General features: G+C 73.3%; 7 protein-coding genes and 1 pseudogene. 5 read left to right on the plus strand and 3 right to left on the minus strand.

Annotation, left to right across the window (positions count from 1 at the left end):
* Positions 1–43: 43 nt before the first annotated feature.
* Positions 44–688 carry a TetR/AcrR family transcriptional regulator C-terminal domain-containing protein gene (locus tag ACIO3R_RS26045; protein WP_402109106.1) on the plus strand — a complete coding sequence of 215 codons (645 nt, stop codon included), beginning with the start codon at positions 44–46 and terminating at the stop codon, positions 686–688.
* A gap of 21 nt (positions 689–709) precedes the next feature.
* Here ACIO3R_RS26045 and ACIO3R_RS26050 read toward each other — a convergent pair whose 3' ends face one another.
* A complete protein-coding gene (locus ACIO3R_RS26050; RefSeq protein ID WP_402109109.1) occupies positions 710–3,217 on the minus strand; it encodes a YfhO family protein in 2,508 nt (835 codons plus the stop codon).
* Positions 3,218–3,476: 259 nt separating this feature from the next.
* On the opposite strand from ACIO3R_RS26050, the gene ACIO3R_RS26055 reads away from it, so the two are divergent.
* Both ACIO3R_RS26055 and ACIO3R_RS26060 read left to right on the plus strand, forming a co-directional pair.
* Positions 3,477–5,030: a hypothetical protein gene (locus ACIO3R_RS26055; protein WP_402109110.1), complete on the plus strand. Its 1,554-nt coding sequence runs from the start codon at positions 3,477–3,479 to the stop codon at positions 5,028–5,030.
* A pseudogene (locus ACIO3R_RS26060) lies at positions 5,027–7,373 on the plus strand (glycosyltransferase). The gene ACIO3R_RS26055 and the pseudogene ACIO3R_RS26060 overlap by 4 nt, the downstream one beginning before the upstream one ends.
* Before the next feature lie 90 nt (positions 7,374–7,463).
* On the opposite strand, the gene ACIO3R_RS26065 reads toward ACIO3R_RS26060, so the two are convergent.
* Together ACIO3R_RS26065 and ACIO3R_RS26070 are read right to left on the minus strand one after the other, a co-directional pair.
* On the minus strand, positions 7,464–8,837 hold the full coding sequence (locus tag ACIO3R_RS26065) for a polysialyltransferase family glycosyltransferase (RefSeq protein WP_385038965.1): 1,374 nt from the start codon (positions 8,835–8,837) through the stop codon (positions 7,464–7,466).
* Positions 8,834–9,814 (minus strand): glycosyltransferase family 2 protein, encoded by a 981-nt coding sequence (locus ACIO3R_RS26070; RefSeq protein ID WP_385038963.1) that lies wholly within the window; start codon positions 9,812–9,814, stop codon positions 8,834–8,836. The genes ACIO3R_RS26065 and ACIO3R_RS26070 overlap by 4 nt, the downstream gene beginning before the upstream one ends.
* 220 nt (positions 9,815–10,034) lie before the next feature.
* Between ACIO3R_RS26070 and ACIO3R_RS26075 the strand changes: the two genes are divergently transcribed.
* Entirely contained in the window at positions 10,035–11,423 is a 1,389-nt protein-coding gene (locus ACIO3R_RS26075) for a DUF6716 putative glycosyltransferase (protein ID WP_402109113.1), read from the plus strand.
* Between the two features lie 95 nt (positions 11,424–11,518).
* Positions 11,519–12,787, plus strand: a complete 1,269-nt coding sequence (locus tag ACIO3R_RS26080; RefSeq protein WP_385352891.1) for a cytidylyltransferase domain-containing protein — start codon at positions 11,519–11,521, stop codon at positions 12,785–12,787.
* The last annotated feature ends 6 nt before the right edge of the window (positions 12,788–12,793 follow it).

Raw genomic sequence — 12,793 nt, forward strand, 5'->3', positions numbered from 1 at the left:
TAACGCTGTTAAATTGTCAAGGCGGGGCTGTTAACTTGACGAGGTGGGTACGACGAAGATCGACCGGTCCCGGGTGGCCGACACCGCGCTGCGGCTGCTGAACGAAGTGGGCCTGGACGGGCTCAGCCTGCGCGCCATCGCCAGGGAGCTGGACGTCAAGGCGCCCGCCCTCTACTGGCACTTCAAGGACAAGCAGGCGCTGCTCGACGAGATGGCCACGGTGATGTACCGCCGGATGCTCGATGAGGACCTGCCGGGGCCGGCCCCGCAGAACTGGCAGGACCAGCTCGTCGCGTACAACACCGGGCTGCGCCGCGCGCTGCTGCGCTACCGCGACGGGGCCAAGGTCTACGGCGGCGCGAAGTTCACCGGCACCGACCACGCGGACGGGCTCGAAGGCCATCTGCGGACCATGGTCGACGCGGGCTTCGAGCTGTGGCAGGCGGTCCGGGCGGCCACCACCGCGTACGCGTTCACGATGGGCTTCGTCAGCGAGGAGCAGGGCGTCCGGCCGATGCCGGACCAGCGGCGCGAGGGCTTCGACATCGGGGAACGCGCGGAGCGGATGGCCCGCTACCCGCTCGCCGCGGCGGCCGGCTCCGAGATCTTCGACCACTACGACGCACGCTTCGACGACGGGCTCCGGCTGATCGTCGCGGGCGTCGAGGCGCGGTACGGGGTGCGCTGAGGACCCCCGGCCGGCAAGGCCCTACGGGCGGGCGCGCCGCCGCCGGGTCCGGGCCAGGACCGCCGGTGCGAACGCCGTCGCGAGCAGGCCCGCCAGCGCGGCGGCCCCGGCGAGCGCCCCGGCCCGCAGCCCCGGTGGCCGGAACGAGCAGTCCACCGTCGTCCGGCCGTCGACCGGCGCCGCGACGAGACCGAGGTACGAGCCGGCCGGGCGCCCGTCGCAGCTCCAGCCCGCGATCCTGGGCGCGGCCAGCACGGCGATCCCCTCGGTGTGCGGCGGGAGTTCGGCGCGCACCCCGCCGCCGGAGACGGTGACCCGGGTCGCGCCCGACCGCTTCAGCCCCGCCACCGCCGAGGCGAGGCGCCCCGGATCCAGGCAGCCGACGGACTCGTGCGGAACGGTCCCGTCCCGCTCCGCCCGCAGCGTCACGGCGATCCGGCCCGCGCCCGGACCCAGCGGCAGCATCGCGGCCCGGCGCGTGGGCAGGTCGCCCCGGAGGTCGGCCGGTTCACCGGCGGCCCCCAGCCGGGCGGTGCCGAACAGGTCGGGCGCCCACAGGAACACCCGGCTGCCGGCCGGACAGCTCGCACTCAGGGTGTACGTGCCGGACCGCACCTCGTACGCGGACGTACTCCGGTCCGGGGCGGCCCCACCGTCCGCGGACCGCAGCACGGTCGCCGGCAACGTGTACACCGGGGCGCCGAGCAGCCTCTCCTGGTTGCGGAACGGGGAACGCCCCCAGGGAGCCGTACCCCCGGACCCGGACGGCCGCACGGTCACCAGCGGCGGGACGTCCTGCCGGGTCACGGTCACCGGCCGGTCGTCGGGGTGGTTCCAGACCTGGTGCGGATCGCGCGGCGCGTGGACCCGGGCGCCGACCGAGAACACCGCGTCGGTCACCGGGTTGTCCAGGCTCTGCAACGCCCGGCCGCGCGAGGTCCAGCCGCCGCCCAGCGCGAGGAAGGTGCGGGTCGTCACGTCGGGCGTGTGGCTGCTGTAGTACGCCCCGCCCTGACCGCCGACCAGCAGCGGGTCGTTGGCGGTGGTCTGTTCCGCGCCCGGCTCCGTGCGGTAGCGCGGCCAGCCGTCGGCGCCGGCCACCGCATCGGCCTGGAGGCGCTGGTGCTCGCCCCAGGGCGCGTAGTCGTCGAGCAGCCTCAGCCGCTGCCGGTCGGCGTACGCGGTGGTCGCCGCGGCCTGCCCGGCCTGCGCCCCCACCAGCAGCAGCACCGCGAGCGCCAGGAACCTGCCGCCGCGCACCAGCGCGAGAGCGCAGAGCGCCGCCACCAGACCCGCGGCGAACAGCGGATACGTCCACCGGGTGACCAGCGCGCTGGGCGCGGCCGCGGCCGCGATCAGCAACAGCACCCCGCCGCCGCCCAGCAGCGCCCGCCGGTCCGGCCAGGCACGGGCGACGGAGGTCCAGGCGGCGATCACCAGGAGGCCGCAGAGCACGAACGTCTGCCGGAACGGGCTGCCGTTCGGCGTCGCGAAGGCGTGCCAGAGCAGATGGGTGGGCCCCCACTGCATCGACAGCGCGACCACCGCCACCAGCCCCGGCCACACCCACCGCTCGGCCCGTGGCACGGCACGGTGGAAGGCCAGCGCGCAGGCCGGCAGCAGGGCGGCCGTGCCGAGGAAGACCGCCGGACTGAAGAAGCCGTACGTGGCCGGCAGCAGCCGGGCCGCGACATCCGGCCAGGCGGCCGGGGCGAACTCCCGGGTCCAGCCCGGGTAGGCGTGCTCGGTGCCGAGGAAGACCGGCAGCAGGACCGGCGCGGCCAGCCCGATGCCCAGCAGCACCGTCCGCACCGCGCGCCCCAGCCCCCGCACCCGCTCCCGTGACGTCCCGTCCTCCAGCAGCAGCCGTACCACCAGCACCAGCGCGGCCCCGAGCGTGGCCATGTACGCGGTGTAGAAGTTGGCGACCCAGGCGAGCGTCACCAGGAGCGTTCCCAGGACCGGCCGCCGCCCGGTCCGCGCCCACTCACCGGCCAGGCAGAGCAGCGGGAAGGCGATCAGCCCGTCCAGCCACATCGGGTTGTACGCGGCCTCTGCGACCGACCAGCCGCACAGCGCGTACGAGGCGCCGAGCACGGCCGCCGCCCACTCCCGGCCGCGCCCCCGGCGCAACACGGTGAGCAGCCACGACATCGCCGCCGCCGCCACGCCCGTCTTCACCAGCGTGACCACGTAGACGGCCAGGTCGATCCGGTCCCTCGGGAACACCCCGACGAGCAGCGCGAACGGGCTGCTCAGATACGTACCGAGGTCCGGCAGGAAGCTGGTGCCGAAGCCGGACTGCCAGTTCAGCAGCAGCCCGCCGTCCGCTCTGCCGTGCAGCAGGTCCCAGAGGTGGGCGTGGAACGGTACGAACTGGTTGCCCAGGTCGTTCACGCTGCGGGTGCGCGGGCCGAAGGGGTAGCCGCGGGCCATGGCGTCGCCGGTGCAGACGGTGACGACGGCGAGCACGGCGGCCAGGGCGGCGCCCCGGCCGCGCGGCGATCGAAGAATCGGCGGAGTCCTCATGGTGGGTCGAATATGTCATCGAACATCGTGAAATCCCTTGCAGGACAGGGTGGTTCACCTGATGGTCCGCGGCCCTTCATCCGGCGGCCCCCGCCGGGTCATCACCGGGAACGGGCGGGCGGCAGCAGTTTTCCCCGCCGACAGGGCGAGTTCATCCTGCGGCCGTTCAGGTTTCCTAGCGTGCCGTGGAACCCCGAACGGTTGACGAACATCCGTCCCCCTCCCTACGCCCCACGGGCAGCAGACGCTTTGGAGCGCCATGACGAAAGCCCGCACCCGCTGGCCACGGCAGCGTGACGCACAGGACCCGGCCCCGTCCGAGGACGGCACCGGGTCCCTCGCCGCCGTCCGACCGACGGAGCTGGAGACCTGCCTGCGCGCCTGCGCCGCCCACAGCGGGAAGCTGGTCGCCGGGCTCGACCGGCGGCGCACGGCGCTCGCGGAGGCCCTGCGGAACCTGCTCGCCACCCACGCCACCCTGGAGCAGACGCCCGCCGCCTCCTCCCCGGCGCCCCTGCTGCGGCGCACCTCCAAGGGCCCCGCCGGCCCCGCCCTGATCCTCGGCGACCAACTGCTCGACCCGCTGCTCGCCGTCGGCAACAAGGCCCTGGACTGCGGTTACGAGGACGAGCTGAAGCTCGCGGTCCTCGTCACGGACACCGTGCTGACCCAGCGCAGACGCTCCCGCGCGGCCTGGCGGCTGCGGGCCCGCGTCCTGGAGGCGATGGGCGCGGAGAGCGACGCCGTCGAGGCGTACGAGCGCTACCTCGCCCTCACCGACGACGACGGCTTCGGGATCGCGGCGCGGACGGCCGGGCTGCGGGCCGGCGCGGAGCGCCAGGGCGAACTGCTGCGGATGCTGGAGCGGGACTGCCCCGAGGCCGCGGGCTTCGCCGGAGAGCCGGTCACCGACACCTGGGCCGAGGGCCTGGCGCTGCACGCACGCGGGGACCGGAACCGGGCGCGGTCCCGGCTGATCGGCGCCCTCCTGGCCCAGGAGCGGGCCGGCGCGCCGGTACCGGAGATCCAGGAGGCCCTGGCCCAGTACCTCGGCCTCGCCCTGGAGGCCGCCGGGGCGCCGGGCAGCGGCGGCGCTCCCCGCACCACCGCGGGCGGCGAAGGCGCCGGCCACCTGACGGAGCTGATCGCGCTCTACGCCGGGCAGCGCCGGACCCGGATGCGTGGCCCGGTCGCCGACCCCACCTTCGGCGGGGTCGAATGGGTCACGCTCGGGGAGTTCCGCAACCACATCGCGGGCAAGTCGATCTGTCTGATAGCCAACTCGCAGCGGGTCGGCGCCGGTTCGATGGGCGCCGAGATCGACGCGTACGACCTGGTCGTCCGCTTCAACTCGTACCGGATCGACCCGGCCGCCACCGGCAGCCGCACCGACATCCACGTCACCATCCACAAGCACGGCTTCAACTGGGACCGCGAGGTCCACACCCGGCTGGTGTTCGGCGGGCTCTCCGGCGACTGGAAGTACTCGCTGCGCAACCGGCTGGTGCCGGGCGCCCAGCGCTACCTCGGGGACGAGTCGCTGCGCTGGCCGCTGCGCGACATCGGCAAGGTCGGCACGGACGTCTGGCCGTCCATCCCCACCAGCGGGTTCAACATGCTGTGGCTGCTGGACCACCTGGACGTCAGTCCGCGGCTCGACCTGATCGGCTTCGACTTCTACGAGAGCGGCGCCTACCGGCTGCCCGCCGCGATGAAGATGCCGATCACCTCCGTGCACGAGTACACCAGCGAAAAGGCGTGGGTCATGGAACGCGCCCTGAGCGTCACCGATACGAGGATCCGACTGCGATGACGACGACGCCCCCTGCCGAGACGCCCACCCCCGCACAGGCAGCCCCCGCCAACGCGCTCACCGGCAAGCGCCGGGTCGCCTTCGCGAGCTTCGTGGACGAGAACTACCTGCCCGGCTTCCTCGCCCTGCTGCGCAGCCTCGCCCTGTCCAACCCGGGGGTCTGCGAGGACTTCGTCGTCCTGCACGACGGTCTGCGTCCCGCGTCCGTCGCCCGTATCCGGGAGCTGCACCCGCGCGTCGACTTCCGCCGGGTCGACGCCGCGCACTACGACACGTACGCCAAGGGCGACCAGGACAACTACCTGGTGCGCAAGGCCTACTTCATCCTGGACGTCTTCCGGGTGCGCGACTACGACACCGTGATCACGCTGGACACCGACATGGTCGTCCTCGGCGCCCTGGACGAACTGCTGCGGCTGCGCGAGGGACTCGCCGCCGTCCCGCAGTTCTTCTACGGGCAGCACAAGCTCAACAGCGGGCTGCTGGTCATCCAGCGCGAGTACCTGAGCGACGCGTTCTGCGCACGGATCGACGCGGTCGGTCCGCAGCGGCGACTACGAGCTGGACAAGCACGACCAGGGCATCCTGAACGCCGTGCTCGACGGCGACTTCGTGCAGCTCGACTCCCGCTACAACTACGTCAAGCGGCGGCTCTCCGGCGATCTCCCGGTGCCGGACACCACCGCGATCCTGCACTTCACCGGCCGGCACAAGCCGTGGCAGGGCGGCGAGGCCGGGTACGGACAGGCCGAGGAGCGCTGGCGCGAGTCCGAGCTGTCCGACGCCGAGTTCCACGCCGCCTACCTGGCCCTGCCCGGTGCCAAGCACCACGACCTGCTGGTGCACTACGGCACCCCGCACGTCCGCCGCACCGCCGACCCCGACAGCGCCCGCCGGGTCGCCACCGCGCACATCGTCGCCGGTGAGTACCAGGAGGCGGCCGAACTCCTCGGCTCGGTCCCGATCCCCGTCGACGAGGCCTGGCCGCACGAGGTGCTCGGCCACGCCCTGATGAGCGTCTCCCGCTACGAGGAGGCCCGCGCCCAGCTCCTGCTGGCCGCCGCCGCGCCCAACCGGGCCGCCACCGCCTTCTCGCGCCTCGCCCAGATCGCCTGGATCCACGGCGACGACATGGGCGCGGCGCGGTACGCCCTCGAAGGGCTCGGCGTCGACCCCACCCACCGGGCCAACCGCCTGATGTACAAGCGCACCGGCGAGGCCGCCGCCCCCGACGAGGGACCGGCCGCCGACCAGCTCGCACACGTCGCCTTCTACATGGACCGGCAGGGCAACGCCGGGGACAAGCTGCTTCCGGAAAGCGTCCGCCTCGCCTTCGGCCGGGACCCCGGCCCGGCCCGCTGGCACTCCGTCCACGCCCACCGGCTCTTCGACGAGGCCGCCCTGGAACGGGTCAACGCCCGCCGCGGACTGGTCATCGGCGGCGGCGGCCTCTTCATCCCGGACACCGCTCCGAACGGCAACAGCGGCTGGCAGTGGAACGTCCCCGACGAACTGCTGGAGCGGATCGACGTACCCGTCATGGTGTACGCGGTCGGCTTCAACGCCTTCGACGGCCAGGCGTACGGCCACGGCCGGGACCGCTTCCTCTCCTCGCTGCGCAAGCTGGTGGAGCGCTCCGCGTTCTTCGGACTCCGCAACCACGGCTCGATCCGCAAGGTCCGCGAGCTGCTGCCGGCCTCGCTCCACGACAAGGTCCGCTTCCAGCCCTGCCCCACCACCGTCACCCGGCACCTGGTGGACGGCTGGACCGATCCGGTGCGGCGCGAGGACACCGTGCTGATCAACGCCGCGTACGACCGCTCCGGGCTCCGCTTCGGCCACGACTACGGGCACTTCCTCGCCGAGACGGCCACCGCGGTCAAGGGGCTCGGCAAGCACGCAGAGGTGAAGTGCGTGGCCCACTCGCTGGACGACGAGCGGATCGCGTTCGACCTGCGGCGCGAGCACGGCATCGCGCTGCCGGTGATCCCGATGTACGACTTCGGCAACGACGAGATCCGGGACACCTACGCCAGGACCAAGCTGGTCATCGGGATGCGCGGGCACGCGGGCATGATCCCGTTCGGCTGCGGTACGCCGGTCATCAGCCTGATCTCGCACCCGAAGATGGCGTACTTCCTGTCCGACATCGAGCGGCCCGAGTGGGGCATCTCCGTCCACGACCGGCACCTCGGCGCGCGGCTGCTGGAGCGGGCGGCCGGACTGCTGGACGACCACGCGGCGGCGGTGGCCGACGTGCACGGACGCCAGCGGGAACTGTGGAAGGTCACCGAGGCGAACGCCGCCGACCTCCAGCTGATCCAGGCCGGCGTGCGCGTCTGACAGCGGAACGGCACAGCGGGTGAGGGGGCGGGACGCGAACAGCGTCCCGCCCCCTCACCCGCTGTCACCGGCCCCCGGTTCAGGCCGGGCTCACCGCCGCGCACCCGGCCGCAGTGCCTTCGCCCGCCGCGCCACCCGGCGCACCGCGGCGCTCCGCGGCAGGAACGCGAGCTGCTCGGGCACCCCGCCCGGCAGCGCGAGCGACGTCAGCCGCCGGCGCTTGAAGTAGCGCCGGGTCGCGGCCGCGGGGCGGTCGGCGAGATACCGCTCCGCGACCGGGCGGAGCCCCGGATAGATCTTCGGCTGCATGGCGAAGCCGACCGCGCTCACCAGGTCGTTCAGCCCGTCCGGTGCCACCGCGGGCAGCGCCGCGCCCGCGCCCCGGTCCTCCAGGTCCGGCACCAGCGCGTCCACCAGCGTGACCGGAATCCGGTTGCTGTTCTCGAACGGGGTCAGCCGGTCGAGCAGCGTCCGCGTACCGACCCGCGCCACCGGCAGCCCGTAGAACGCGGACGCCGTGAGCAGCGCCGTCGAGAAGCAGCCCACGACCAGGGCGGGCCGCAGCCGCCGGTACAGCACCTCGGCGAGGACCGGGGCGGTGAGCACCCCCGCGTCCAGCACGGTCAGCTCCGCACCGAGCCGCTCCGCCTCCGCCTCCATCCCCCGCGACCACTGGGCCGGGGCCGTCGGATGCGGTTTGAACACCAGCCGGGTGTGGCCGAGCCGGACCGCGCCGCGCATCATCCGCAGATGCAGCTCCTCCTCCTCCGCCGCGCTGATCAGGCCGAGCGCGGAGAGGTACTGGCCGAGCAGCAGCGCGGGCGCCTCCGCGGACGGCACGCCCGCCGCGACGTCGGGCGCGTCACCCAGCTCGCCGAGCACCTTGAGGAAGGCCTCGGTCGGCACGATCCGCGGCGCCACGCCGAACTCCGTGAGCAGCAGCGGCCGCAGCCCCGGCACCAGGTCGAGATGGAGCAGCCGCCGCACCCGGGTGCCGACCAGCGGGTCGATCTTGTTCCGGGTCGGGCCATAACTCATCAGCCCGTCCGCGTACACGTCGATCGGCACGCCGGTGAAGATCTGGGCGATCGCCATGGCCGGGTCGACCTGGATCGACTCCACGGCGATCTCGACGGCATCGTCTCCGAGACCCCAGGCGAGCCGCAGATGCCGCTCCCACAGCGGTACGTCGTCCGGGCGCGGGGACCAGCCGCCCGGGTGGTGCGGGGCGATCGTCGCGTTCCACGACACGACGTCGTCGAACCGGCCGCGCAGCACCTCGAACCCGGGCATCGCGTCGAGAGCGGTCGCCGTCTCCGGGATCGCCGCGTTGTTCGAGACGAGCAGCACGCGGCGGCCGGCGTCCGCGAAGAGACCCGCGTCCAGGGCGGCGGCGAGCGTGGCCGTGCCGTAGAGGGTGGAGGCGAAGAAGATCTGCGTCGTACGGGCCCGGCTGCTGCTCACGCGGCCGCCACCTCCTTCGCGGCGGACCGGCGGCGCAGCCGGCGCAGCAGGGTCGCGCGCTTGACGTCCATCGAGTCCAGGGCCTCGTCCAGCACATCCTGCGGCATTCGCCCGAGAGCACCGGCGCTCATCGATTTCAGCGCACGCGCCACAGCGGGTTCGAATCTTTCGATCGAACCCATGTGATGGGAAATGATCGCGCAATAGTTCCGGACCGCTTTCGGCAGGAGTTCCCGCGCATCGCGGTCCGCCGCTGTTTCCCGTACGACCTGGTCGAACGAGCGAATGAAATCGAGCTGGCGCATATCACCGATCTGGGTGAGCGACGAGGCGACGCCGCGTCGGTAGAAGATTCCGAGAAGTCCCAGCACCGCGAAGGAATCCGCCTCGCGGTGCAGCCGCCAGATCCACGGCCGGTCCTCCGCGGTGCGCAGACCGTCCGTGAAATGCAGCAGCCCGCGGTCCAGCAGCCGGCGGTGGTAGAGGCCCGCCCAGGCGTACGCGTAGTCGACCGAGGTGCTGCGCCCGGCGGGCAGGATCGCGTCCCGGGGCGCCATCACCTCGCCCCTGGGGCCGTGCGGGACGCGCTGGACGGTACGGGTCCTGCCGTCGGCCTGCACATGGTCGGTACGGACGAAGTCGCAGCCCAACGCCTCGGTCCGGGCCAGGAGTTCGGCGTAGAAACCGGGGGCGAGCCAGTCGTCGCCGTCCAGGAAGGCGAGGTACTCGCCGCGGGCCGCGTCCAGACCGGTGTTCCGGGCGGTGGCCAGTCCGCCGTTCTGTTCGTGTCTGCGGACGACCACCCCCGGAATCTCGTCCTGCGCGCGGCGCAGCATGTCCGCGGTCCCGTCGGTCGAGCAGTCGTCGACGAGAATGAACTCGAAGTCCTCGCGGGCGTTCGCCCGCAGGCTTCTCAGGGTGTCGGGGGCGTATGTCTGCACGTTGTAGAACGGCACGATGACGGAGAGCTTAACCACCCGCATCACGCTAGTTCCGGGCCGGGCATTCGCCCTTGCGGCCGTACGGACGCGGAGTGAACGGCACCCGTCGAAATGATGAACCGGTAAGCACCCGGGGGTGCTTTTCCGGCCCGTCCGAGCGGTCCGGCGGCGGGTTGGGCAAGCGTCGGTGGGCTGTTAACCCTTTGTTGCTGTCACGTTGGGCTGCGCACCCCCGGGCCTTCCTACCTTCTTGGACGTGCCCCCTCGTAACAGCAATTCGGCTTCTCCGGCAGAACCGGAATCCACGGACGCGCCGCCCCCGGCGCTCCGGGTGGCCGTGCTCGCCGACTCCGACACCCGATGGAAGTGGGGCGCGCTCACCGCGCGCCGGCTGACCTCGGGCGACGGCCGTGCGGGCGCGCCCCGGGCGGAGATCGGCGGACTGCTGCTCCGCGGCCGGGCGACCCCGACCCCGCGCCAGCTCGCCGAGGTCGGGGACGTCGGGATCGCCACCGACCGGGTGCGCGAGGTCACGGCGGCCGAATTCCTGCACACCGTGCGCGACGAGGGATACGACCTGGTGGTCCTCGCCCTGGTCGGCGGCGCCGTCCAGGCGATGCTGCACGGCCTCGCCGCACTCCGGCTGCCCGCCAGGCCCGTCGTCGTCACCGGCTACGTCGGCGTCGTCTACGAGAAGCTCGCGGACGGGCTGCTGCTGCGGCACGGCGCCGATGTCGTCCTCGCCAACTCCCGCCACGACGCGGAGCGTTTCCGTGCGGTGTACGAGGGAGTGGGCGCCGACGCCTCGGCCGTCACGGAGGCCGCCCTGCCGTTCCTCGGCGGCGCCCCGTACACCCCCGAACAGGGCCGCGACACCGTCGTGTTCGCCGCCCAGCCCTCCGTACCGGCCTCCCGCGCCGACCGTACGTACCTGCTGCGCAGGCTCGTCGAACACGCCAGGCTGCACCCGGGGCGCGAGGTGCTGCTGAAGCTGCGCTCCAAGCCGGGCGAGCACACCACCCACGTCGAGGAACTCCCCTACCAGCGCCTCGCCGAGCGGCTGCCCGGCGGGCTCCCGCCCAACTTCCGCCTGGTGTACGGGAACATGGGCGAGGTCCTGGACCGCACCGACCTGCTGGTCACCGTCTCCTCGACCGCCGCCCTGGAATCCCTGCACCGGCGCATCCCCACCGCCGTCCTCACCGACCTCGGGGTGCGCGAGACCCTCGGCAACCACCACTTCATCGGCTCCGGCCTGCTCACCTCCTGGGACCACCTGGACGGCGGCGCCCACCCGGAGCCCGACGAGCACTGGCTGGCCGGCCAGGGCGTCGCCGCCGACGGCGGCTACGACGCCGCCTACGACACCGCCCGCGCCCGGGTCGCCGCCCTGCTGGCGAAGGACCGGCTGCCCGGCCCGGCGCCCTACTACACGCCCGCCACCGCCCCCGGCTACCTCCCCGGCATCCTCGCCCGCCACCACCTGGCCCCCGACGGCCACCCGCTGCCGGGCGCCCCCGCGACCGGGGAGACCGGCCGGGTCAGGGGAGCGGTGCGCGAGGCGGTCCGGGACGCGGCGCGGGGCGCGTACCGCCACGGCGTCCAGCGGGTCGCCCCGGTCATCCGGCGGATGGGCGAGCTGTGAACACCCCTGCCACGACTCCTCCGCGAGCTGTGAACACCCCTGCCACTCCTTCGCGAGCTGTGAACACCCCTACCGAGACACCCCCGGGAGCAGCGATGACGCAGCCCACCACACCGGCCACCACACCGCCCACCGTGCTCGCCGTGATCCCCGCCCGCGGCGGATCCAAGGGCGTACCGGCCAAGAACCTCGCCCAGGTCGGCGGCGTACCACTGGTCGTCCGCGCGGTCCGCGCCTGCCTGGCGTCGGCCGAGGTCACGGACGTCGTCGTGACCACCGACGCCCCGGCCGTCGCCGAGGCCGTCCGCGCCGCCGGCGAAGCGCTCGGCGAGAGCGCCCGGGTGCACTGCGTGCGGCGCCCCGAGGCCATCGCGGGGGACACCGCGACCAGCGAGGCCGCCGTGCTGCACGCGATGGACAGCTACGAGGCCGAGCACGGCCGGCGCGTGGACGTCGTCCTCCTCGTCCAGTGCACCAGCCCCTTCGTCGCCCGCGAGGACATCGACGGCGTCGCCGCCGCGGTCTCCCGGGACGGCGCCGACACGGCCGTCACCGTCGCCCCGTTCCACGGCTTCCTGTGGCGCGACGGCAGCGCGGTCGAGGACCACAACTACGGCGTCAACCACGACAAGTCGGTCCGCCCCCGCCGCCAGGACCGCCCCGAGGACCTCCTCGAGACCGGCGCCGCCTACGCGATGGACGCGGCCGGCTTCCGTACCCACCGCCACCGCTTCTTCGGCCACACCGCCCTGGTGCGCACCGACCCGGCGCGGGTGCTGGAGATCGACGACCCGCACGACCTGGCCCGCGCCCGCGCCCTGGCCCCGCTCCTCGACCCGGCGCCGCTGCCCACCCGCGACGACATCGACGCGGTCGTCCTGGACTTCGACGGCACCCAGACCGACGACCGGGTCCTCATTGACGCCGACGGCCGCGAGACGGTCGCCGTCCACCGGGGCGACGGACTCGGCATCGCCGCGCTGCGCAGGGCGGGCCTGCCCCTCCTGATCCTCTCCACGGAACAGAACCCGGTCGTCGCCGCCCGCGCCCACAAGCTCCGCGTCCCCGTCCTGCACGGCATCGACCGCAAGGACCTCGCGCTCAAGCAGTGGTGCGACGAGCAGTCCATCGCCCCCGAACGCGTCATGTACGTCGGCAACGACGTCAACGACCTCCCCTGCTTCGCACTCGCCGGCTGGCCCGTCGCCGTCGCGAGCGCCCACGACTCGGTACGCGCCGCGGCGCGCGCCGTGACGGTCACACCCGGCGGCTTCGGCGCCATCCGCGAGATCGCGGCCTGGCTGCTCGGCCCCACCCTCACCGACCACCTCTCCACCCCCACCGGCTCCACCCCCACCGAGTAAGGACCA

Source organism: Streptomyces sp. NPDC087428, from assembly GCF_044744085.1.
Lineage (GTDB): Bacteria > Actinomycetota > Actinomycetes > Streptomycetales > Streptomycetaceae > Streptomyces.